Genomic DNA, 22,727 nt, shown 5'->3' on the forward strand with positions numbered 1-22,727 from the left:
CACGGCGCGAAGCCGTGGCCATTTTCGCTCGGGCGGGAGGCACCCGGGGCAGGGAACTCAATTGATGGTGGCGATGTTGCCAAGCCGCAGGAACAAGGTCTCGCCTGAGGAATTGTCGACGCCGTCATTGTCGGTAACGACATAGGCATCACCGACCTTGTCGATGGTGAAGCCCTCGACCTTGTCGACGACATAACCGTTGGTGGCCGCCTTCATGTCGGGCAGCAGGTCGCGCACCAGTGTCTTTTCGACCACCGGCAATTCGCCGCCGAGCTTGGCCGGCTTGAAGCCGTCTAGGCCAACGCCGTAGATGCGCTTCACCTTGGCCTCGGTGCCGATCTGATTGTCGCGCTCGATGACGTAGAGCTTGCCGTTGTGGGCGGTGATCTCCGACAGCCCCATCCAGCCCTTGCTCGCCTTTTCCAGCGGGTAGCGCACGGCGGCCCATTCCTTGGTCTTTGGCTTGTAAGCGAGCAGCTTGACCTGACCGTTGGGGTCGTCCTTCCACTCACGCTGCACCGCAGCCACCAAGGTGAGGTCGTCGCCTTCGCCGATGGTAGTGATGCCTTCGAGGCCGAAACGGGTCTCGTTGGGCAGCAATTCGGTCGGGAAAGCGATCTCCTGCTTGATCTCGCCCTTGTCGTCGACGCGATAAATGGCGTGTGGCACCAGCTTCTCGCTGTTGCCCTCCGATGCCAGCCAGAAACCGCCCTTGCCGTCTGGGGCGATGCCTTCAAGGTCAAGCTTCTGAGCGGGGTTGCCGCCACGGGTCACAACGGTCTTGGCAACGATCCTGGCCGGCGTTTGAGTGGCGTCGATCGTATAGATCGAGGGCTGTGCGGCGTAAGCTGAATCCGAAACCGAGTAAAGCTTGCCGGCGGTCTCGGGATCGGCGGCGAGTGCCGAGAGTGCACCCCAGCCGAGCGGCACGCCCCTGTCGGTCAGGCCGGCGGAGATCATCGGATAGGCCGGTTTGCCCTCGGCGCGTTCGTAGATCATGACATGAGAGCGAGCGCCGCCATCCTCGATGAGATCGGTCTCATTGGCGGTGACGAAGAGGTTGCGCGCCGGAATGGCGAGCAGACCTTCCGGGCCAATGCCCGAGGGCAGTGCCTGCAGGAACTTCGGCGCAGCGCCCGTATCCTGGTAGACACCGACCAGCGAGGCACGTTCGGCGCCGACGAAGACAAGCTTCTGGCCGCCATAGGTGCCGACTTCCATGCCTTCCGGCTCGATGCCCTTCTTGTTGCGGTGCTCCGGATAGTGGCCGAGATTGGCGGCCTCGTATTCGAAGCTGGTGCCGGATTCGTAGAGCACCTCGCCCTTCTTGGAAAATATGGTGAAGCCGCGCGAGCCGCCCTTGTAGTCACCCTCATTGGCGATCACGAGACGATCGTTATCCAGCCATTTCACGGCGTCGGGCTCGCGTAGTGCGTTCTCGATCTTGCCGGAGAAGTTCAGAGCGCCGTCTTTCTTGGTGTCGATGTTTTCAAGCGTCACCGAACCGGCCGAGAAATGCGAGACGAGAGCGCCGGTCGCGGCGTTGACCACGACGATGTGGTTGTTTTCCTGCAGCGTCAGCGCGATTTCGCCGGCGTCGTTGAAGGCGACGAATTCGGGTTCGGCATCCTCGGGGACGATCTCCGACAGGCCGGTGACCTCGACGGTCCTGATCGAAGCGCAATCCGGAACGCCGGCGGCGACCGAAACGATCTTGAGGTTGCCGGACGGCAGCTGCGGCATCGCGCCGTCGTTCAACTCTTCATCGCGCTCGTTCTCGATGGCGACGGCGAGATATTTGCCGTCCTTGCTCAGCGCCACCGAATCCGGTTGGCCGCCGAGATCGCAGCTTGCCTCGACCTTCCTGGTGGCGATGTCGATGACGGTCAGGTTGCCCTTGGGATCGGTTTTGCTCTTGGATGTGTTGACGCCGGCCAGCACCTTGCCGCCGGCAACGGTGACGGAGGTGGGTTCGCCGTCGATCTTGACGAGGCCGCCGGCCTTCGGGGCTTTCGGATCGGCGATGTCGACGAAGCCGACCGCGCCGTAGGGGCTGTCGGAATAGACCAGCGACTTGCCGTCATCTGTGGCGGCGATGATTTCGGCCGACGTCTTTGCCTTCTTGTCGGCAGCGGCTGGCAGGTTGGAAGCGACCGGGAAGGTGGCAATGCGATTGAACACCTGTTCCGCCTTCGCCGGTAGGGCAACAGAGGCGGCAAGAGCGGCGGTGAGCGCAATAAGGCAGGACGGACGAAGCATATTGGACCCCTCAAAATCGTATGTGGAAAAACGCCTTCCCAATTGGGGGAGGCGCATTTCACCGGGATGACGGGGACATGAAGCTTTGGTGACAATCGCGCGAACCGGTGCGCATTGGCTGCCGCCCAATGCGCGGTTCCGCAAAACCGTTGCGATCGGAGCCGTTAACAGCTATATACGCCCCGATTTCCCTTACTGGTGGCTCAAACCACCGCCCGCGCGGGAACGCGGGCGAACGAGAAGGATTTACCGCATGGCCAACACGCTGCTGATGCCCAAGGCGACTGCCGTCTGGCTGGTCGACAACACCGCGCTTTCCTTCGACCAGATCGCGCAGTTCTGTTCGCTGCACCCGCTCGAGGTGAAAGCGATCGCCGATGGCGATTCGGCGCAGGGCATCAAGGGCATGGACCCCGTCATCACCGGACAGCTCACCCGCGAGGAAATCGCGCGCGGCGAGAAGGACATAAACCATCGCCTGAAGCTGTCCGAGCCGAAGGTGCGGGTGCCGGAATCCAAGCGCAAGGGGCCGCGCTACACACCGCTGTCCAAGCGCCAGGATCGCCCGAACGCCATTCTGTGGCTTGTGCGCAACCATCCCGAGCTGAAGGACGCGCAGATCTCGCGCCTCGTCGGCACCACCAAGTCGACCATCGAGCAGATTCGCGAGCGCAAGCACTGGAACTCGGCCAATCTGGCGCCGATGGACCCGGTGACATTGGGCCTGTGTTCGCAGATCGACCTCGATCTCGAAGTGCAGCGCGCCTCGCGCGGCCGCGAACCGGTGCAGCCGATCGGCGACACGCTGCTGCCGGCAGCGCTCACCGAGCGCCTGGTGCCCGAGGCCGAAAAGCCGAAGGCCGAGGACGAGGAACTCGACGCCAACGCCGTCTTCGCCAAGCTCTCGGCGCTGAAGGGCAAAACCGAAGAAGACGACGAATAAGAACTGGAACTACGACCTCCTCAAACGAGGAGGTCGTGCCGTTCATGCGCCTCTTGCCGTCGGGCCCATGCCATAGGCTTCGCTGCGCTCGACGGCACGATAGAAATCGGCGAGCTGTTTGCCGCGTTCGGGCTTGAACAGGCGGTTGGCAATGATGACTGAAGCGATGCGGTCGATGCGGAAGGCGCGGAAATCGTCGCGCATCTCGCACCAGGCGACCAACGTCCACACCTTGCCCCAGAACCAGAGCCCGAGCGGCCGCACGTCGCGCGCCGTGCTGCGGCCGGCTTCGTCATTGTAGTCAATGGTCAGAACCTGCCGCTTCTCGATCGAGCGTTCGATGATATCGATCGCTTCGCGCGCGGCGTCGCTCACCACCCACATCGGCGTGTGGATTTCAGTGCGCGCGATGCGGTCCTTTTCAGTATCGGGCAACACCGCGCCGATCTTGACCAGGGCTTCGTCGGCAGCGCGGGCCATAGTGGCCCCACCAAAGGCGCGCACCATGCGGGCACCGGCTACCAGCGCCACAATCTCGTCTCTGGTGAACATGAGCGGGGGAAGATCGAACCCCTCCCTCATCATGTAACCGACACCGGCCTCGCCATCGATCGGCACGCCGGTCGATTGCAGGTCAGCGATATCGCGGTAGATCGTACGCTCGGACACTTCGAGCCAAGCGCCGAGCTTCTGTGCAGTGACCAAGCGGCCGCCGCGCAGATGCTGGACGATCTGGAAAAGCCTATCGGCACGTCGCATCGTTCGTATCCTCGGTTCCTACGGGTCGAGCCCTTCGCGGCGGCGCTGCTCATCAACCAGTTTGGCGCCAAGCGACAATTTCTTCGTTGTCGGCGTCCTTGAGCTGAGCACTCGCCAGAAGGGCGTGATGTCGGCGAGCGCGGTTCCGCGCTCGAGATCTTCCAAGGCCGCCTCCGCAACGGTACGCAAATGGTAGCCGATGGTGACCGGGCATGTCACTTCGGCGCCGTGTTCGACGGCAAGCGCGGTCCGCAACGCCCTTACATCCATCTCGACCCCTTTCGGGATCGAGCGGATGAACTCATCCACTTGCCGCGGCGTCGGCACCAACATCGGCTGGCCCTCGACCACGTCACTCATGGTGCGTGGCGTCGGCCGAATGCCATTGATGCCAGCCGTGTTCAGCCTGTCTGTCCAGCTTTTGACCATCAAGTTATCCGTTCATACGAACAAACCGAAGCTGTTGCCGTCCGGATCGAGGCAATAGGCGAAATGCCCGGATGGCACTTGGATGATTTCCGAGACGACCTCGCCGCCGTGGACCTTGACGCGTTCGAGCGCATCCTCGAGCGGCGCGGCCACAGCGAGATGAATGGTACCACCGGTGCCACGTGGCGCCGGCTTGCCGGGATAGACATGGCCGGAGGCAGCCTGATCCTTTGCCGCGAACAAGGCGATGGGGTTTGGTCCCATCGTCTCGAGCGACAGCGTGTTTTGCAGCACTGCACCATAGAAGGCCTGTGCGCGATCCATGTCGGTCACCGGAATTTCAAACCAGATAGCCGCTTTCGGCGGAACAAAATCAGTCACGTCCAAACCCCCCCCGTTTTACAACGCTGTCAGTATGGCATTGGCCTCCTGACAGCATATTGTCAGGAGCTTTCACCGTACTCCCGGGCAAACAAGGCGCGCATCTCAGTCAATTCGTCATGCTTGTCGGGATAGAGCGCTTCGATGAACTCCTTGGCGAAGGTGCCAGGTGCCGAACCCGGTGCGGAAACGACGTTGCCGTCGGCAACCGCATTCGGCACGTCGCGATAGCGCTCGACGCCGGCATAGTCGGGTAGATGTGTCAGGATCCAGTCGCGGCCGTTGCTGGTGTGCGTTCTGCCTTCGAAAACGCCAGCGCGGGCAAGCGGTAGCGTTCCCGCACAGATACCACCGATCACGCCACGGCGCATCGCCACGGCATCGACAAGGCTGGAAACATCGGGAGCCTTGTCGCCAGTCCATACATCGGAACCGATCACTGCAATGGCATCGAGGTCATGATTGTCGGCCACGGTAGCCGAACGGTGCGGCGACAGCCGAAATCCGCTTGCGGACGTGACAGGCTGGCCATCAGGTGTGATCGAAACGGCTTGCGCTCCGAACCATTCGACAGCAGAGGCCGACAAAAGACCATATTCCCAATCGGCGAACCGGTCGATGAACACGAAGCCAATCTTTTTTCCATTTGGCATAATTCTCTCCCCTCTTTAGACCGCGCCGTGCCCACGACAGCCACATCACAAATAATCAATGGCCAAATGCCCAGGCGCAGAAGAGCATTCCCTTGGGGTATGCGCAGCCGCGGTTTCCTTACTTGGGTGCGACAACCTGTCAATCCAAGGGCTTGCCGAAAAAAGTCAGTCAATCCTCGCGCCGCTTGAACCCGGCATACATATCGGGCCAGCCGATATCAGCGCGGATATCGGGCGAAAGGCTGTTGAGCAGGCGCTCGGTGCGGATCTCATTGCGCAGCGTGCGGATCTTGCCGACATAGCGCTGCACTGAGCTGACGATGGCGAAACGGGTCATGGCGGCCTCCTTTGTTTTGATGGAGGCATCATCGCATACCCCTCCTGACAGCTATCTGTCAGGAGTAGAGCGGGTCGTTTAAACGCCTATTCCCCGCGCGTTCAGCGCCGCCTTGATCTCATCGAGAATGGCGGGATCGTCGATGGTAGCCGGCATTTTCCATTCTTCTTTGTCGGCTATCTTTTGCATGGTGCCGCGCAGGATCTTGCCGGATCTGGTCTTTGGCAGGCGTTTGATCGTCACCACCGTCTTGAAGGCGGCAACTGGGCCAATGCGCTCACGCACGAGCACTACGGCCTCCCTCTCAACGGCGCCGTCTTCGCGCACCGCGCCGGCATTCAGCACGACGAGGCCAAGCGGCACCTGGCCCTTCATCGCGTCGGCAATGCCGATCACCGCGCATTCGGCAACGTCGGGATGTTCCGCCAGCACCTCCTCCATCGCGCCGGTGGAAAGGCGGTGACCGGCGACGTTGATGATGTCATCGGTGCGGGCCATGACGAGCAGATAGCCATCCTCGTCGATCAGGCCGGCGTCGGCGGTTTTGTAATAGCCGGGGAACTCGTCGAGATAGGATTGGCGGAAGCGCTTGTCGGCCTTCCACAATGTCGGCAGGCAGCCGGGCGGCAGCGGCAACCTCAACACCACATTGCCCAGCGCGCCGGCCGTCAGCTCATGCCCGGCATCATCGAGCACCCGAATGTCGTAGCCCGGCATCGGCACGCCGGGTGAGCCGTATTTCACCGGCAGCGGACCAAGCCCGATCGGGTTCTGGGTGATGGGCGCGCCGGTCTCCGTCTGCCACCAATGGTCAATCACCGGCACCTTGAGGTGCCGTTCGGCCCATTTGATGGTCTCTGGGTCAGCCCGCTCGCCGGCAAGGAAGAGAGCACGAAATTTGGAGAAATCGTAATTCGGCACCAGCAAGCCTTGCGGGTCCTGTCCCTTGATGGCGCGAAAGGCGGTCGGCGCCGTGAACAGGGAGACGACACCGTGATCGGCGATCACCCGCCAGAAGGTGCCGGCATCCGGCGTGCCGACCGGCTTGCCTTCGAACATGACCGTGGTGCAGCCGTGGAGCAGCGGCGCATAGACGATGTAGGAATGACCAACCACCCAGCCGACGTCGGAGGCAGCCCAGAACACCTCGCCGGGCTTGATCCCGAATTCGTTCTCCATCGACCATTTCAACATGACCATGTGGCCGCCATTGTCGCGCACCACGCCCTTGGGCTGGCCGGTGGTGCCTGAGGTGTAGAGCACGTAGAGCGGGTCGGTGGCAGCGACACGCACGCAGTCCACCCAGGCACCAGCGGCGCGTTCGCGCGCGACTTGGTCGCCGAGGTCGACGTCGCGACCGGGGATCAGCTCGCAGCGCAGTTCATCGCGCTGCAGAATCAGGCATGCGTCCGGCTTGTGGGTGGCCAGCTCGATGGCGGCATCGAGCAGCGGCTTGTAGGACACGACGCGACTCGGTTCGAGGCCGCAGGAGGCCGAGATGATGACCTTCGGGGTCGCATCATCGATGCGGGTGGCCAGTTCGCGCGCCGCAAAGCCGCCGAAAACAACGGAATGGATGGCGCCGAGGCGCGCGCAGGCGAGCATCGCAATCGCCGCCTCCGGCACCATCGGCATGTAGATGATGACGCGGTTGCCCTTGCGAATACCTTGGTTCCACAGTGCCGACGCGGTCGCCACCACCTCGCGCATCAATTCGGCATAGGTGTAGCGTGTGACCTTGCCGGTGTAAGCGCTGTCATGGACCAAAGCGAGCTGGTCGGCGCGGCCGCCGGTGACGTGGCGGTCGACGGCATTGTAGCAGGTGTTGCAGGAAGCGCCGACGAACCAGCGGCCATAGACGTCCTCGCGCGGATCAAAGATGCGGTCCCAGCGGCGATACCAGTCAATGGCCTCGGCTGCTTCCGCCCAGAAGGCTTCGGGGTCGCGTTTCCAATCGGCGTAGACCTCGTGGTAGCGGCTTGCCATCGTCTCCTCCGCCTTTCTTCGTCTTTTGCGGAAATCTAGCGCCTGCGGGCGGCGAACGTCCATCTGACTTAAGGGCGAGAGAATTGCGGCTGGTGGACCTTTGACAGGCATCGTGTGCCCTGCTCAAAGACGGTTATGTCGAAGCTGCTCGCGCTCCTCATCCTCGCCATGATGGCCATACAGGTCGTCAAGCCGCTCGGCTGGCCAGGATTGAAGCGCCGGCGTGACTGCTGGAAGCTGGCCGTGGCCGCAATGGCCGCGATTTCGATCACGGCTTTGCTCAGTCACGGGTGACAGAGATTTATTCTCGCGGGTGCGGGCAGAGGAGAGGTTCTGTCAGGCCGGCGGTACGCCGTCATCACCCAGCACAAACCTAGCCAGATGTTCGGCCCAGGCGCGATAGCCGGCGGCGGAAGCATGGAAGCCATCGCTGGCGAAACCGGCTTCCGGGTCGGTGATGGGCAGGCGAGGCGCAGGCACGGCGCCGCGTTCATGGCATAGCCGCATGCCCATGCGGTTCATTTCCAGGGCGCGGATTTCGAGAATCTTGCCGAGCAGCGGCGGCATTGCCGGCGCCTGGGTGAATTCCAGCACCGGCGACCAGATCACGCGCGCCTCCGGCCATTTGGCGCGCAGGGCATAAAGCAAACCACCGAAGTCCTTCTTGAAGCGCGACACCGAGTGGAAATTCTTGGTGTCGTTGGTGCCGATGCAGAGCACGATATGCGTCCACGGCTCGGCCGACAGATTGGGAAGGACATGATCGCGGATCTGACCGGAGGTTGCCGAATTGAAGCCGGCGGCGCGCCATCGTATCGCGCTGCCGGTTCGCTCCGAAATCAGTGACGCAAGCTGGGCCGCCAATCCCTCCTCGGAATTCGCGATGCCGACCGAGGCCGCGGAGGAATCGCCCAGCACCAGCAGCGAGAGAGCGGGCTTCTTGCCGGCGATCTCGTGCATGACAGGACCCGAGGCCGGCAACATGCGTGTGGTGCGGCGGCGCACGCCGAGCCCTTGCCAGATATAAACGGGCAGGGCGAACCAGGTAAGCAATGCGGCGATGCGGGACATGGCGAGCTCGATGCAACGACACATCAAGCCATAGCGCAGGACGCAGAGCAGATGAATAGGAAGCATTCGTTTCATCTGTTGCCGCAACGTTAGCACGACGCGCAGCGCTCTAGTGGCAGCAGCCTTCCTCTGCCTCCGTCGCACCCTCATACTCGTCGTGCAGGCGCACCCAATCGATCATGCCGTAATAGGGACCGTTCTCATTTCGACCCTTCGGCGTCATGTCGAGATAGTCGTAGGTCGTGATCAGTGGTTCGCCGCCCCGCGCCCGTGACATGAAGGTCAAAAAGACGTTGCCGGCCTCGTCCTTGAAGAAGACGCTGGTGCCGGGCAGGTCGCGAATGGTGATGGCACGTTTCTCGAAATTGTAGACGGTCTCGCCGGCCGCGATCTGTCTGTCGGTGTAGGACACCTGCATGTCGAAGTTGAAGTCGCTGGCATAGGACGACACCATGTCGAACTTCCAGCCCATGCGTTTCTTAAACGGCGAAAGCTCGGCCAGCGGTGCGCGGGCCACCACTACCAGCGAAACATCATGATGGCGAAGATGCTGATTGGCGCCGTCGATGTGGTCGCACAGGAAGGAACAGCCTTCGCAATAATGGTTGCCGCCCGGCCCAAGCATGAAATGGTAGACGATGAGCTGGCTGTTGGCGCCGAAGAGATCAGCAAGATGCCTTGGCCCTGCTTCGGTTTCGAACACATAGTCCTTGCGGATCCTGAGCCAGGGCAGTTCACGTCTTTCGGCGGCGATCTTGTCGCGCAGGCGCGTCAGTTCCTTCTCGCGCTTGAGGTGCTGCTGGTGCGCACGAAACCACTCTTCCTGCGGGACGATCTTGCGTTTGGACATGGAATTCTCCTCTCTCCATTGTCCAAGGACGCGTGGCGTCCGCCCATTCCGACATCCGCGGGGCCAAAAATTTCGCAGTCGGGCTGGGTGCTCGCGCAAAAAAGCAAAACCCGGGCGCGAGGCCCGGGTTCGCGTGTCGATATGAAAAGCTGGCTCAGGCGGCCGTTTTGACGCTGGACGCCTGGAAAATGCTGTCAATCGCTGATGCCAGCGCAGCGTTGAACTGCGCGTCGGTCTGTTGCGCCGAAAGACCCTCGGTCAGCGCGCGCGAGAAGCTGGCGATCATGCCGTAATTCTGCTTCAGCTTCGCATTGGCCTCGTCGCGGGAATAGCCACCGGAGAGGGCGACCACGCGCATGACGCGGGGATCGTCGATCAGCGGCTTGTAGAGGTTCGCCTTCGTCGGCAGCGTCAGCTTCAGCATGACCCTCTTGCCAGCCGGCACGGTGTCGAGATGCCTGCGGATTTCGCCAAGCAGAATGTCCTCGGCTTCCGCCTTGTCATGGATGGAGATCGTGACTTCCGGCTCGATGATCGGGACGAGATCATGCGCCAGGACCTGCCTGCCGACTTCGAACTGCTGGTCGACAACGGCGGCGATGCCCTTCGGGTTCGCCGCATCGATCACCGACCGTTCCTTGGTGCCGAATATTCCCTTAGCGACCGCACGCTTCAGCAACGCGTCGAGGTTCGGCATCGGCTTCATCAGCTTGACGCCGTCCGTGGCCTCAGCCAGACCCTGGTCGATCTTCAGGAAAGGCACCACATGGCGCTTTTCCCACAGATACTGGGCGGTCGGTATGCCGTCGATGTCGCGGTCCATGGTCTGCTCGAACAGGATCGCACCCATGACCTTGTCGCCGGTGAAGGCAGGCGACTTGATGATCCGCGCGCGCATCTGATGAACGAGGTCGAACATTTCCGCATCGTTCGACCAGGCGCTTTCGTCGACGCCATAAAGCTTGAGCGCCTTCGGCGTGGAGCCGCCCGACTGATCGAGCGCAGCAATGAAGCCGTCCTTGTTTGCTACCTGCGCGGCCATTTCCTGGTTCATTTCATCTTCCTTCAGAAAGTGATGCCGGGCGCATAGCAGAAGCATGCGCCAGCTGAAAAGGCCGATCCAGAGTACTAACCGATTGAAAGATTTTCAAACGATTTGAGGTCGCCGGCAGTGCTTGACAGCCGGCGTTTCGCCTACTTCTTCAATACTTCGACGCCGGGCAGTGGCTTGCCTTCCATCCATTCGAGGAACGCGCCGCCGGCGGTCGAGACATAGGTGAAATCGTCGGCAACGCCGGCGTGGTTGAGTGCCGCGACCGTATCGCCGCCACCAGCTACCGAAACCAATTTGCCGGCCTTGGTGCGGGCGGCTGCATGTTTGGCGGCGGAAACAGTCGCCTTGTCGAAGGGTTCGATCTCGAAAGCGCCGAGCGGACCGTTCCACACCAGCGTGGCGGCACGGTCGATCCACTGGTTGATCGTCTCGATGGTCTTGGCGCCGACGTCGAGGATCATGGCGTCGCCAGGTACCTTGTCGATGGCAACGGTCTCGTTGGCGGCTCCCGCCTTGAATTCGCGCGCCACTACGCCGTCCACCGGCAGGATGATGGCGCAACCGGCAGTGGCCGCCTCGATCATGATCTGCTTGGCGGTGGTGGCGAGATCGTGCTCGCACAACGACTTGCCGACATCGGTGCCGCGCGCGGCGAGGAAGGTGTTGGCCATGCCGCCGCCGATCACCAGCGCGTCGACCTTTTTGACGAGGTTCATCAGGAGATCGATCTTGCTGGAGACCTTGGCGCCACCGACAATGGCGATGACCGGCTTGACCGGCGCGCCGAGGCCTTTCTCGAGCGCCTCCAGTTCCGCCTGCATGGTGCGGCCGGCATAGGCCGGCAGCACGCGCGCCAGGCCTTCGGTGGAGCAATGCGCGCGGTGTGCGGCCGAGAACGCGTCGTTGATATAGACGTCGCCGAGCGCCGCGAACTGTTCGGTCAGCGCGGGATCGTTCTTTTCCTCGCCCTTGTAGAAGCGGGTGTTTTCCAGAAGCAGCACATCGCCGTTCCTCATGCCGGCGACAGCCAGCTCGGCCTTTTCACCCGCACAGTCGGCAGCGAAGGCGACGGGCCGGCCGAGAACCTCGGCGGTGGCGGCAGCGATCGGGCGCAGCGACAGGTCGGGTGCGGGGCCGTCCTTCGGGCGACCGAAATGGGCGAGCAGGATAACTTTGGCGCCCTTGTCCGAAAGCTCCGAGATCGTGGGCACGACGCGTTCGATGCGGGTAAGGTCGGTGACCTTGCCGTTGGCAACAGGCACGTTGAGATCGACGCGCACCAACACGCGCTTGCCGCCCACATCGCTGATATCGTCCAGGGTCTTGAAGCCAGCCATGCCTGTTCCTTTTCGAAAAGATGCCGGACCTTACCCGCCAAAAACGGGGATGCAAGGCTTGAGAAGCATGGGGCGATAAATATCTCGCCACAAGGTGACATCACGCTGGCAGCGGGGCGTCATCATCCTTGCGTTCATTCGCGTCGGGACGGTTCTGCGTCGTATCGTCCTCCGACGCCTTCGGCTTTTCGGGCGGCTTGCGGCGATTGCGAATGAGGCTGGCGATACGGTCAAAAAGTTCGCCGGCGCTGAGGAAGGCAGGCACCCGCGCGACCGGCGCCGTCGGCTCAAAGGACAGCCCGAGGCCGGTGATGCGGCCCTTGTCGTCGACATCGCGCACGATCAGTTCGATCGGCCCGATCGAGACACGATCGGCATATTCGGCATGGCCATCCAGCCGCTCTACCACCAGCGCGCCGATGGTCAGCTTGCGCTCCTCTTCAGTCAGCCCAGGCGCGTAGGCCGCTTCCAGTTCTTCGGCGGGGCGGTTCGGGTCGACGGCGAAGGCACCGAAGAAATCGGCATCCTCGGGGTCGACCACGGCGCGGCTGGCGAACAGCTTGTCGAGCAAGCGCGGATAGCGATCGGGCACGAAGATATAGACGTTGTCGCCGGCCTGCAGGCGGCCCATGTCCTGGAAGCGCATGGAGCGGCCATCGCGAACGACCAGCGATGGCCTTGCCCACCGCGGGATACGTTCGCCGCGCGCGACCGGGCTGCCCGGTACGACGCGGTAGGCGAGCAATTCATGGTGGGCCGAGCCCGGCAGTTCGAGCTCGACCTTATCAAGCGGGCCGATGCGTGCGGGCACTATGAGGCCAAGCCTTCGGGCCAAGGGTCCGACCGTCCAGCCCTGCACCACCAGCGAAACCAGAACGATGATGAAGGCAACGTTGAAGATCATGCGGCCATGTTCCAACCCGCCGAGCAGTGGGGTGATGGCGAGCAGGATGGAGACCGCGCCGCGCAGGCCGACCCAGGAAACGAAAGCGACTTCCGGGCGCGGCAGCCGGAACGGAATAAGGCAGAGCCAAACCGCCAGCGGGCGGGCGATGAAGATCAGGAACAGGCCAAGCAGAATGGCCGGCAACAGGATCGCCGGAAACTGAGACGGCGTCGCGAACAGGCCAAGCACCAGGAACATGATGATCTGCGCCAGCCAAGACATGCCGTCCTGGAAGCGTTTCAGGATGGTGACGGCGCGGATGTCGGAATTACCGGCAACGAGCCCGGCCAGATAGACCGCGAGGAAGCCCGAACCGCCGATGGCGCCGGCGGCGGCAAAGACCATCAGCGACAGGGTGAGCACGAAGATCGGCAGGAGGCCGTGGTCGAGGTTCAGCCTGTCGACCAACCGCACGATCGCCATGCCGCCAACAATGCCGACCGCCGCTCCCAGCCCCATGTTGAGCAGGAAGCCAAGCAACAGGTCGGCGAGCAGCACCGGAGCCTCCGGATTTGCTCCCGCGGCGATCACCTCGACCAGGGTGATGGTTAGGAAGATGGCGATCGGGTCATTGGTGCCGGATTCCACTTCGAGCGTGGAGCGCACACGTTCGCGCAGGTTGATCTCGCCGGCGCGCAACAGAAAGAACACGGCGGCGGCGTCAGTGGAGGCGACGGAAGCGCCAAGCAGGAAGGATTCCAGCCAGTTGAGATCAAGCAGATAGAAGGCGGCTGCGCCGAACAAGCCAGTGGTGAGCACGACGCCGACCGTGGCCAGCGAGAGCGCAGGGCCAGCTGCCTGACGCAACACCTTGAGCGGCGTGCCGAAGCCGGAATCGAACAGGATCACAGCAAGTGCGAGCGAGCCGATGAAATAGGCGACGCTGGCATTGTCGAAGGCGATGCCCAGTCCGTCGACGCCGGTAGCAAGGCCGATGCCCAGAAACAGCAGCAGCAGCGGGGCACCGAAGCGGAATGCGATCAGGCTCGAAAACGCGGCGGCCACCACCAGTCCGGTGCCGATCAGCGTCGCGAGATAGATCGCGTGCTCCATCCAGTTTTTCCCCTCGCGCTTCGCTCTTCTCCGCTTTACGGGAGAGTGGGGCGAAGACATGGCCGGTGCAAGGCGCGGCCGTGATTTTTTGAGCTAGCACACTGACTTCAGTGATTTTTCTCCGCCAACGAAAAACGCCCGGCGGAACCGAGCGTTTCACGAAGGTCGAAAAGGGGCGGAGCGATCAGGCGATCATCTTGCTCAAGGCGACGGCCGTGTCGGCCATGCGGTTGGAGAAGCCCCATTCATTGTCGTACCAGGACATGACGCGCACGAGATTGCCCTCGATGACCTTGGTCTGGTCGAGCGCGAAGGTCGACGAAGCCGGGTTGTGGTTCAAGTCGACCGAGACCAGCGGCTCATTCGTATAGGCGAGGATGCCTTTGAGCGGGCCATCGGCGGCGGCAACGAGAACAGCGTTGACCTCGTCGACCGTGACGGTCTTCTTGGCGACGAACTTGAAGTCGATGACCGAGACGTTCGGGGTCGGGACGCGGATCGAGACGCCGTCCAGCTTGCCCTTGAGTTCCGGCAGGACCAGGCCGACGGCCTTGGCGGCACCGGTCGAGGTCGGGATCATCGACATCGCTGCGGCGCGAGCGCGATAGAGGTCCTTGTGCATGGTGTCCAGCGTCGGCTGGTCCCCGGTATAGGCATGGATCGTGGTCATGAAACCCTTTTCGATGCCGAAGGCATTGTTGAGGACCATGGCCACCGGCGCCAAGCAGTTCGTGGTGCAGGAGGCGTTGGAGATGACGATGTGATCCTTGGTGATCTTGTCGTGGTTGACGCCGTAGACCACGGTCAGATCGGCGCCGTCGGCCGGGGCCGAGACGACGACGCGTTTGGCGCCGGCGGTCAGGTGCGCGGAGGCCTTCTCCTTCGAGGTGAAGATGCCGGTGCATTCGAGCGCGATGTCGACGTTGAGTTCCTTCCACGGCAGCTGGGTCGGATCTTTGATCGCGGTGACCTTGATCTTCTTGCCGCCGATGGAAATGCTGTCTCCGTCCACCTTAACTTCGTGGGGGAAACGGCCGTGCACGCTGTCATAGCGCAAAAGGTGGGCATTGGTCTCGACAGGGCCGAGGTCGTTGACGGCGACGACTTCGATGTCCTTGCGGCCGGACTCGTAGATCGCGCGCAAAATGTTGCGGCCGATGCGGCCAAACCCATTGATGGCAACTCTGACGGTCATGTCTTTCTCCCGGGGAGCGTGAAAGGCGGATGCAAAATGTCCGCCGCCTGAATAACGGCGAGCGGCAAAAGAATCCAGCCGCTCGCCCTGAGAGCTAATCGTTTCATTCGTCTGGTGCGACGAAAGGGCCCGGCGGATGCAACCGCCGGGAAGGCATTACTTGGCGTGAAGCCGCGCTTCCACGGCCTTGGCGGTATCCTCGGCGGTGATGCCGAAATGCTTGTAGAGCTGCTCGATCGTGCCGGAGGCGCCGAAACCGTGCATGCCGATAAAGATGCCATCGGTGCCGATGATGGGATCCCAGCCCTGGCGAATGCCGGCCTCGATGGCGACCTTGATCTTGGCCTTGCCGATGATCTTTTCGCGATAGGCATCGCTCTGCTGGAAGAACAGCTCGAAGCAGGGCACGGAGACGACACGGGTCGGGTGGCCGTGGCCCTGCAAGAGGGTGCGGGCACCGAGCGCGATCTCGATCTCCGAGCCGGTGGCGAAGATGGTGACGGCTGCTTCGCCACCTTCGGCGGCGGCAAGCTCATAAGCACCAAGACGGCAGAGGTTCTCCGCGACGTAGTCGGTCCGCACCGCCGGCAGGTTCTGGCGGGTCAGCGCCAGCGTCGACGGCGTCTTTTCCGATTCCAGCGCGATCTGCCAGCATTCGGCTGCCTCCGTGGCGTCGGCCGGGCGGAAGACGTTGTGGTTCGGAATGGCACGCAGCGCCGCCAGATGTTCGACCGGCTGGTGGGTCGGGCCGTCCTCGCCGAGGCCGATCGAGTCATGCGTCATGACGAAGATCGAGCGGATGCCCATCAGCGAAGCGAGGCGCATGGACGGACGCGCATAGTCGGTGAAGCACATGAACGTGCCACCGTAGGGGATGATACCGCCATGCAGCGTCAAGCCATTCATCGCGGCGGCCATGCCGTGCTCGCGGATGCCGTAGTGGACGTAGCGCTCGCCGTAGTCGTCGCGGGTGATCGCCTTGGTCTGGCTGGTCTTAGTGTTGTTGGAGCCGGTCAGGTCGGCCGAGCCGCCGATGGTTTCGGGAACCGCGCCGTTGATGACTTCCAGCGCCATTTCCGACGATTTGCGGGTGGCGACCTTCGGCTTGTCGACGGCGAGCTTCTTCTTGTAGTCGGCGATGACGGCGTCGAAATCTGCCGGCAGCTTGCCGGCGATGCGCCGTTCGAATTCGGCGCGCAGCTTGCCGTCTGTCTTGGCGAGGCGGCCTTCCCAGTCGGTGCGCTGCTTGGCGCCCGCTTCACCGGCGGCACGCCATGCACCCAGGAGGTCGGCAGGAATCTCGAAAGGCGGCGAATCCCAGTTGAAGAACTTGCGCGCGCCGGCGATCTCTTCAGCGCCGAGCGGCGAACCGTGCACCTTGTTGGTGCCGGCCTTGGTTGGCGCGCCGAAGCCAATGGTGGTCTTGGCCGCGATCAGCGTCGGCTTGTCGGAATGGCGCGCCGCCTCGATGGCATAGGCGATCGCTTCGGGGTCATGACCGTCGACATGCATGGCATTCCAGCCGGAAGCCTGGAAGCGGGCGACCTGGTCGGTGGAGTCTGACAGCGAGACCGGGCCGTCGATGGAGATGTTGTTGTTGTCCCAGAACACGATCAGCTTGTTGAGCCGGAGGTGGCCGGCCAACGCGATCGCTTCCTGCGAAACGCCCTCCATCAGGCAGCCGTCGCCGGCCAGCACATAGGTGTAGTGGTTGACGAGGTCGTTGCCGAAAGCGGCATTCATGATGCGCTCGCCGAGCGCGAAGCCGACCGAATTCGAGATGCCCTGGCCGAGCGGACCGGTGGTGGTCTCGATGCCGGTGGCATGGCCGTATTCAGGATGGCCGGCGGTCTTCGAGCCGAGCTGGCGGAAATTCTTGATCTGCTCAATGGTCATGTCCTCGTAGCCCGTCAGATAGAGCAGCGAGTAGAGCAGCATCGAGCCGTGGCCGGCGGAGAGGATGAAACGGTCGCGGTCGGGCCAGTGGGGGTTCTTGGCGTCGAATTTCAGAAAGCGCGTGAACAGGACAGTCGCGATGTCGGCGGCGCCCATCGGCAGCCCAGGATGGCCGGAATTGGCCTTCTCGACGGCATCCATGGACAGAAAACGGATCGCATTGGCCATCCGATCGTGTTGTTCGCGCGAAACCATGGTTCCTCCAGCCGTTCGGTTCGGAAAAGACGCCGCGACACATAGCAGGCCAGTCGCGTGAGTCAATCAAACCTAAATCGATTTAGTTGGCTTCTCATCAAGGAAAATGCCGACGGCGGCTCGATCAAATTAGCGTTAGCGGGGGACAGCGGTGACGGCTTTGTTGACGTGTCCTTCACACGCCGCCTAATGTTTCACGAATAACGCGTTCTGAACGCGAGCGATTCGGTGATGGGCACGGGCTGAGGACGAAGGCCATGACCGGGGAAACGACCCTTAAGGAAGTCATTGCGAGGCTGGGCAAGGCCATGGAAGGCCTAGAAAATGCCGTCGCGAACAAACTTGAAAACGAGCGCGACTATTCCGAAGCCGAAGCCGAGGTGCAGCGCATGAACGCCGACCGATCCAGGTTGGCGCAGGAACTCGACAATTCCGAAGCGCGGGCCGAACGGCTGGAGGACGCAAACAAGGAAGTGTCGCGTCGGCTGGTGGCCGCGATGGAAACCATCCGCGCGGTACTGGACAGATAGCACAGGAGATCCGGCATGGCGCAGGTCACTGTCACCATCGACAATAAGCAATATCGGATGGCTTGCGACGAAGGCCAGGAAGAGCATTTGGTCGACCTGGCCGAGCGCTTTGATCGCTATGTCGCGCATCTGAAGGATTCGTTCGGCGAAATCGGCGACCAGCGCCTCACCGTCATGGCCGGCATCATGGTCATGGACGAGCTGTCCGAGATGCAGAAACGCATCAAGGGCATGGAGAGCGAGGTGCTGACGCTGCGCAAGACGCGCGACGACGCGCTCACCAAGGCCGACAAGAACGATCAGGCGCTGACCGGCGCGCTGGGTGCCTTGGCGCAGCGCATGGAAGGCTTGGCCGCCACGCTTGCGCCGAAGCGGGTTCCGGCCGATTCCTGAGACGGTTTAGAGCATCGATCATTGCCGCAAAACAAAACCGCGCCGGTTTGCCGGCGCGGTTTTTTGCCTTGGGAGGCGAGGTCGTATCTTAAGCAGTCGGCTGGGCGTCGATCGTGCGCAGCGCCTGGGTTTGTCTGCGCGCCGCGGCCTTGACCGCATCCTGGACTTTCTCGAAAGCGCGCACTTCGATCTGGCGCACGCGCTCGCGGGAGATGTCGAATTCGGACGAAAGCTCTTCCAGCGTCAGCGGTTCGTCGGCAAGCCGGCGCGCCTCGAAGATGCGGCGTTCGCGATCGTTCAGAACCGACAGGGCGCCGGCCAGCATCTGGCGGCGGTTGTCCAGTTCGTCCTGCTCGATCAGCATCTCTTCCTGGCTGTCGTGGTCGTCGACCAGCCAGTCCTGCCATTCGCCGCTTTCGCCCTCGGTCGCGCGGATCGGCGCGTTAAGCGAGGCGTCGCCGGACAGGCGGCGGTTCATCGAGACCACCTCTTCTTCCGACACGTTCAACCGCGTGGCGATCTCGGTGATCTGCTCGGGCTTGAGATCACCGTCGTCGAGCGCCTGGATCTTGCCCTTCACCTTGCGCAGGTTGAAGAACAGGCGCTTCTGATTGGCGGTCGTGCCCATCTTGACCAGGCTCCACGAGCGCAGGATGTATTCCTGGATCGAGGCCTTGATCCACCACATGGCATAGGTGGCCAGCCGGAAGCCGCGCTCCGGCTCGAACTTCTTGACGGCCTGCATCAGGCCGACATTGCCTTCCGAAATGACTTCGCCGATCGGCAGACCGTAGCCCCGATAGCCCATGGCGATCTTGGCCACGAGACGAAGGTGGCTGGTGACCAGCTTGTGGGCGGCGCCGGTGTCTTCATGCTCATTGTACCGCTTGGCGAGCATATACTCTTCCTGCGGCTGGAGCATCGGAAAGCGACGGATTTCTTCCAGGTAGCGGGAAAGGCCGCCTTCACCGGAAACGATACTGGGTAGTGACTGGGCCATGAACTGCGCCCTCCTCTCTTTTGGGATTGCCCCCGAAACGTGGCGGGCAAATGACGCGGCTGCTTGACTGCACGGTCGCGCCGAATGGTTTATACCGGAACAAAACCGGAAAATCCACGTATTTGTTCAAGGCAAAACAGTGTGTCACCGTTAAGTGAACAATACGAGTCAGGTTTTTTGGTGGCAGGTTCAGAGATTCCGAAAGCCGCCGACCAGTTCCTCCATGTCCCCTGGCATCGGCGCTTCGAACGTCATCGTCAGATGGGTATCGGGATGACTGAATTCAAGGAGGCGTGCATGTAAGGCTTGGCGGGGAAAGGCGGCGACCTTTGCCTTCAGGGGATCCGGCAACCGGTTCGCCTTGGTGCGGAAGGCCTGGCCGTAGTCGGGGTCTCCGATCAGCGGGTGGCCGATATGGGCCATGTGCACGCGGATCTGGTGGGTGCGGCCGGTTTCCAGCCTGCACTCGACGAGGCTGGCGCTGGCGAATTTCTGCTGTCCTTCGCCAAAGCGCTCCTCCACCGTGAAATGGGTGACGGCATGGCGGGCGTCGTCGCGATGCTCGGGTACCACAGCGCGGCGCACGCGGTCGGCATGGCGGCCAAGTGCTGCATCGACAGTTCCCATGGCGCGCTCCGGAATACCCCAGACCAGCGCGACATAGGCACGGGCGAGATCGCCGGTACGGCCGTGATCGGCGAAGGCCTCGGAAAGCACCCTGTGGGCATGATCGGTCTTGGCGACAACCATGACCCCACTGGTGTCCTTGTCCAGGCGGTGAACGATGCCTGGCCGCCGCACGCCACCGATGCCGGAAAGGCTGGCGCCGCAATGATGAATCAGGGCGTTGACCAGCGTTCCGGTCCAGTTGCCGGCGCCGGGATGGACAACCAGTCCGGCCGGTTTGTCGATGACGATTAAGGCGTCGTCCTCATAGAGAATGTCGAGCGGGATGTCCTCGCCCAGGGGCTCGGCCGGCTCGGGCTCCGGCATGTCCACCGAGACGTGGTCGCCCACGGCCAGCTTGCGCTTGGCCTCGTCAACTAGGCTACCACCAATGCGCACGGCACCTTGCTTGATCAAAGCCTGGATGCGGTTGCGCGACAAATCGGGTGCCAGTCTGGCCGCAAGCCACTGGTCGAGCCGCTGGCCGGCCGCTTCCTGCCCAGCCTCCAGCGCGATCGTTACCGGCTCTATGAATTCGTCGGTGTCTTCGTTATCAGGTGCGGCCATCGAAACCGTTCCGAGAGAAATTGCCCATGGCCCGGCCCCTTGCCGATGAGGAAGACAAGCCGCTGGATCCCAATATCGAGAAGGTACGCCGCAAGCTCGTTCGCTTCATGGCCATCAATCTCGGCCTGCTGTTCTTTGCCCTTATGGTCGTGGCAGTCGCGCTTGTCTACAAATCGCGCACGGCAAAGCAGCCGGCTGCACCGCTGGTAGGCGATATTCAGACGCCGGCGGGTGAGCCGCAGACCGGAGATATCGTGCTGCCCGTTGGCTCGAAGGTGCTGTCGCAATCACTGTCGGGCGGCCGGCTCTCTCTCGATGTCGACCTTGCCGATGGCAGCCGCGCGATCTTCATTTACGATCTGACGGAGCGGCGCATCGTCGGCCGCTTCGTCATCCGCGCGCAATAGGTGGGCCCAGCCGTGAGCGACTTCGCCGCTGGTCGTTCCGTTGCCACCGTCGCCCTTGTAGTCAAGGACTATGACGAGGCGATCCGCTGGTATGTCGACCGAGCGGGTTTTGTCCTGACATCGGATGTCGATCTCGGTGGCGGAAAGCGCTGGGTCACGGTGCAGCCGGCGTCGGGGCAGGGGGCGAAACTGCTCCTGGCCAAGGCCGATGGCCCCGTCCAGTCGGCCAGCGTCGGCAACCAGACTGGTGGCCGCGTATTCCTGTTCCTGGAGACCGACGACTTCGAGCGCGATCACGCGGCGATGATCGCGCGCGGCGTCGAGTTCCGTGAAGCACCGCGCCATGAGCTCTATGGCACGGTTGCCGTCTTCGCCGATCTCTATGGCAATCTCTGGGATTTGATCCAGCCGGCGCGATAGCCGGCCGGGTGGTTACAACGCCTGGCCGCCGCCACTCTGGAGTGGCGGCGGCCAGGGCGAGTACGACCGTGACCGCTGTCGACGCCGACGATGAAACTTGCCCGTTTCAGCCTGTTGCTTTTTCAAACGGGCCAGCCTATATCGCCGGTTCTCGGCTGCGCCCATCGTCTAGCGGTTAGGACGGCGCCCTCTCACGGCGCAAACAGGGGTTCGATTCCCCTTGGGCGTACCAACCACCAAAACATCAGGACAAGTCGTTCAAGCTGCTGCCGCGGTGTGTACGAAGCGTGCTTTCTCGGCGAGTTTTTTGGTTGCGTCCACGGTGTCCTGGGCTGCGTACCAGTAGCGTTCTTTGAGCTCGATGTTGAACAGAACCCCATCCGGGAACTCGCATTCGGCCATCAGCTTGTCCCAAGGGATGTCGCCCCAGCCGACAGGCAGGTGAAGGTCGCCATGGCCATAGGCGATGCGCTCGCCGTCGGTGTACATCCAGATATCGTCCTGGCGGCCGAAGCTGTCATGGACATGCAGATGGCGCGCATAGGGCGCGAGCGCTTTTACTTCCTCGACGAAATCGTCGCGGCGGCCGTCGAAGTCGAGCTTCAAATAGGCATGGCTGAAATCGAGCGTCGCCATGACGTTGGGATGGTTGATGGCGCCGAGTTCCGTAGCGAGGCGTGACGGCGAGGCCGCGAGCGCCTTGCCTTCGTAGCCCGCGAAAAGCGTTTCGACGCACAGGATCAGGCCATGCTGGCGGGCGACTTCGCCGCTTTTGGCCAGCCATTCGCGCTGGCGCTGGTAACCGGCCTCGATGCCGTCGGCCTGCTGGGTCGCCATCAGGCCGGAGTGGATGACGTAGTGTTCCGCACCCACTTCGGCCGCCACTTCCAGAGAGGCCTCGAGCACCTCGAAATGGCGCGGCAGACGATAGGCTTCGTCCATGAAGTTGATGGCGAGCGGCCCATGCACGGAATAGACGATATCGCGTGCTGCGCAGGTGCGCTTCAGCGCGACAAGCTGCGGCTTCCTGATCTTGCCGCCGACGACGATATCCATGTCGTAGGTCGGCAGTTCGATGGCCTCGACGCCGAGTTCCTCGATCATGTCGAGTTCCTCGGCGAAGTCGGAGAGATCGTTGGCGCGCTTATGCGCAGAGATTCCGGTGCCGGTGACGGCTGACATAGGCTTGGTCCTTTGTTTTAGGGCTGGTTCGGCCGAGCGTGCTCGACAGGCCGTTTGCCAACATGACGCGTTTTCATGTCCGGCGTCTGACCGGCGCGTGACACTTCCCTGACGGCATCTGGGGAAAAGCCGCGCTGGCTCCCTGCGATCGCGGCTCG

At 62.4% G+C, this 22,727-nt stretch carries 23 protein-coding genes and 1 tRNA gene; 7 read left to right on the forward strand and 17 right to left on the reverse strand.

Annotated features, from left to right (window positions below):
* Positions 1-57: 57 nt before the first annotated feature.
* Positions 58-2,259: an esterase-like activity of phytase family protein gene (locus FZF13_RS12795; protein WP_024922759.1), complete on the reverse strand. Its 2,202-nt coding sequence runs from the start codon at positions 2,257-2,259 to the stop codon at positions 58-60.
* A gap of 253 nt (positions 2,260-2,512) precedes the next feature.
* Between FZF13_RS12795 and FZF13_RS12800 the strand changes: the two genes are divergently transcribed.
* A complete protein-coding gene (locus FZF13_RS12800) occupies positions 2,513-3,202 on the forward strand; it encodes a DUF1013 domain-containing protein (protein WP_024922758.1) in 690 nt (229 codons plus the stop codon).
* Positions 3,203-3,244: 42 nt separating this feature from the next.
* Here the strand turns inward: FZF13_RS12800 and FZF13_RS12805 are convergent, their stop codons facing one another.
* From FZF13_RS12805 to FZF13_RS12825, 6 genes are all read right to left on the reverse strand, one after another.
* Complete coding sequence (locus FZF13_RS12805; protein WP_024922757.1) at positions 3,245-3,961, reverse strand: helix-turn-helix transcriptional regulator; 717 nt, start codon at positions 3,959-3,961, stop codon at positions 3,245-3,247.
* An 18-nt stretch (positions 3,962-3,979) separates the two neighbouring features.
* Positions 3,980-4,390: a hypothetical protein gene (locus tag FZF13_RS12810; protein WP_024922756.1), complete on the reverse strand. Its 411-nt coding sequence runs from the start codon at positions 4,388-4,390 to the stop codon at positions 3,980-3,982.
* 12 nt (positions 4,391-4,402) lie between these two features.
* Positions 4,403-4,714, reverse strand: coding sequence for a VOC family protein (locus FZF13_RS12815; RefSeq protein WP_051504821.1), 312 nt, complete (start codon positions 4,712-4,714; stop codon positions 4,403-4,405).
* Between the two features lie 119 nt (positions 4,715-4,833).
* A complete protein-coding gene (locus FZF13_RS12820) occupies positions 4,834-5,424 on the reverse strand; it encodes a DJ-1/PfpI family protein (RefSeq protein WP_024922754.1) in 591 nt (196 codons plus the stop codon).
* Between the two features lie 169 nt (positions 5,425-5,593).
* Complete coding sequence (locus FZF13_RS28935; RefSeq protein ID WP_162835312.1) at positions 5,594-5,761, reverse strand: hypothetical protein; 168 nt, start codon at positions 5,759-5,761, stop codon at positions 5,594-5,596.
* Positions 5,762-5,839: 78 nt separating this feature from the next.
* Positions 5,840-7,747, reverse strand: coding sequence for a propionyl-CoA synthetase (locus FZF13_RS12825; RefSeq protein WP_024922753.1), 1,908 nt, complete (start codon positions 7,745-7,747; stop codon positions 5,840-5,842).
* A gap of 135 nt (positions 7,748-7,882) precedes the next feature.
* Between FZF13_RS12825 and FZF13_RS28940 the strand changes: the two genes are divergently transcribed.
* A complete protein-coding gene (locus tag FZF13_RS28940) occupies positions 7,883-8,041 on the forward strand; it encodes a hypothetical protein (protein ID WP_162835311.1) in 159 nt (52 codons plus the stop codon).
* A 42-nt stretch (positions 8,042-8,083) separates the two neighbouring features.
* Here FZF13_RS28940 and FZF13_RS12830 read toward each other — a convergent pair whose 3' ends face one another.
* The 7 genes from FZF13_RS12830 to tkt all read right to left on the reverse strand — a co-directional run bounded on the left by FZF13_RS12830 (position 8,084) and on the right by tkt (position 17,404).
* Positions 8,084-8,818, reverse strand: a complete 735-nt coding sequence (locus FZF13_RS12830) for an SGNH/GDSL hydrolase family protein (RefSeq protein ID WP_024922752.1) — start codon at positions 8,816-8,818, stop codon at positions 8,084-8,086.
* 109 nt (positions 8,819-8,927) lie between these two features.
* Positions 8,928-9,668, reverse strand: coding sequence for a DUF899 domain-containing protein (locus tag FZF13_RS12835; protein ID WP_024922751.1), 741 nt, complete (start codon positions 9,666-9,668; stop codon positions 8,928-8,930).
* Between the two features lie 154 nt (positions 9,669-9,822).
* Positions 9,823-10,722 (reverse strand): fructose bisphosphate aldolase, encoded by a 900-nt coding sequence (locus FZF13_RS12840; protein WP_024922750.1) that lies wholly within the window; start codon positions 10,720-10,722, stop codon positions 9,823-9,825.
* Between the two features lie 140 nt (positions 10,723-10,862).
* Entirely contained in the window at positions 10,863-12,059 is a 1,197-nt protein-coding gene (locus FZF13_RS12845) for a phosphoglycerate kinase (RefSeq protein WP_024922749.1), read from the reverse strand.
* Between the two features lie 100 nt (positions 12,060-12,159).
* Entirely contained in the window at positions 12,160-14,058 is a 1,899-nt protein-coding gene (locus FZF13_RS12850; protein WP_024922748.1) for a potassium/proton antiporter, read from the reverse strand.
* Positions 14,059-14,242: 184 nt separating this feature from the next.
* Positions 14,243-15,253 carry a type I glyceraldehyde-3-phosphate dehydrogenase gene (gap, locus tag FZF13_RS12855; protein WP_024922747.1) on the reverse strand — a complete coding sequence of 337 codons (1,011 nt, stop codon included), beginning with the start codon at positions 15,251-15,253 and terminating at the stop codon, positions 14,243-14,245.
* 156 nt (positions 15,254-15,409) lie between these two features.
* The gene (gene tkt / locus FZF13_RS12860; RefSeq protein ID WP_024922746.1) at positions 15,410-17,404 is read right to left on the reverse strand and encodes a transketolase; all 1,995 of its coding nucleotides are present in this window, start codon (positions 17,402-17,404) and stop codon (positions 15,410-15,412) included.
* A gap of 257 nt (positions 17,405-17,661) precedes the next feature.
* On the opposite strand from tkt, the gene FZF13_RS12865 reads away from it, so the two are divergent.
* Both FZF13_RS12865 and FZF13_RS12870 read left to right on the forward strand, forming a co-directional pair.
* The gene (locus FZF13_RS12865) at positions 17,662-17,934 is read left to right on the forward strand and encodes a DUF4164 domain-containing protein (protein ID WP_024922745.1); all 273 of its coding nucleotides are present in this window, start codon (positions 17,662-17,664) and stop codon (positions 17,932-17,934) included.
* A 15-nt stretch (positions 17,935-17,949) separates the two neighbouring features.
* Positions 17,950-18,327 carry a cell division protein ZapA gene (locus FZF13_RS12870; protein WP_024922744.1) on the forward strand — a complete coding sequence of 126 codons (378 nt, stop codon included), beginning with the start codon at positions 17,950-17,952 and terminating at the stop codon, positions 18,325-18,327.
* A gap of 88 nt (positions 18,328-18,415) precedes the next feature.
* Here FZF13_RS12870 and rpoH read toward each other — a convergent pair whose 3' ends face one another.
* The gene (gene rpoH, locus FZF13_RS12875) at positions 18,416-19,327 is read right to left on the reverse strand and encodes an RNA polymerase sigma factor RpoH (RefSeq protein ID WP_024922743.1); all 912 of its coding nucleotides are present in this window, start codon (positions 19,325-19,327) and stop codon (positions 18,416-18,418) included.
* 189 nt (positions 19,328-19,516) lie between these two features.
* On the reverse strand, positions 19,517-20,560 hold the full coding sequence (locus FZF13_RS12880; protein ID WP_024922742.1) for an RluA family pseudouridine synthase: 1,044 nt from the start codon (positions 20,558-20,560) through the stop codon (positions 19,517-19,519).
* Between the two features lie 26 nt (positions 20,561-20,586).
* On the opposite strand from FZF13_RS12880, the gene FZF13_RS12885 reads away from it, so the two are divergent.
* The 3 genes from FZF13_RS12885 to FZF13_RS12895 all read left to right on the forward strand — a co-directional run bounded on the left by FZF13_RS12885 (position 20,587) and on the right by FZF13_RS12895 (position 21,619).
* On the forward strand, positions 20,587-20,967 hold the full coding sequence (locus FZF13_RS12885) for a hypothetical protein (RefSeq protein ID WP_024922741.1): 381 nt from the start codon (positions 20,587-20,589) through the stop codon (positions 20,965-20,967).
* Between the two features lie 12 nt (positions 20,968-20,979).
* Complete coding sequence (locus FZF13_RS12890) at positions 20,980-21,387, forward strand: VOC family protein (RefSeq protein WP_024922740.1); 408 nt, start codon at positions 20,980-20,982, stop codon at positions 21,385-21,387.
* A gap of 157 nt (positions 21,388-21,544) precedes the next feature.
* Positions 21,545-21,619, forward strand: a tRNA-Glu gene (locus FZF13_RS12895).
* A gap of 26 nt (positions 21,620-21,645) precedes the next feature.
* On the opposite strand, the gene FZF13_RS12900 is transcribed toward FZF13_RS12895, so the two are convergent.
* A complete protein-coding gene (locus FZF13_RS12900) occupies positions 21,646-22,569 on the reverse strand; it encodes a sugar phosphate isomerase/epimerase family protein (RefSeq protein ID WP_024922739.1) in 924 nt (307 codons plus the stop codon).
* Positions 22,570-22,727 lie beyond the last annotated feature (158 nt).

The organism is Mesorhizobium terrae, assembly GCF_008727715.1.
Lineage (GTDB): Bacteria > Pseudomonadota > Alphaproteobacteria > Rhizobiales > Rhizobiaceae > Mesorhizobium > Mesorhizobium terrae.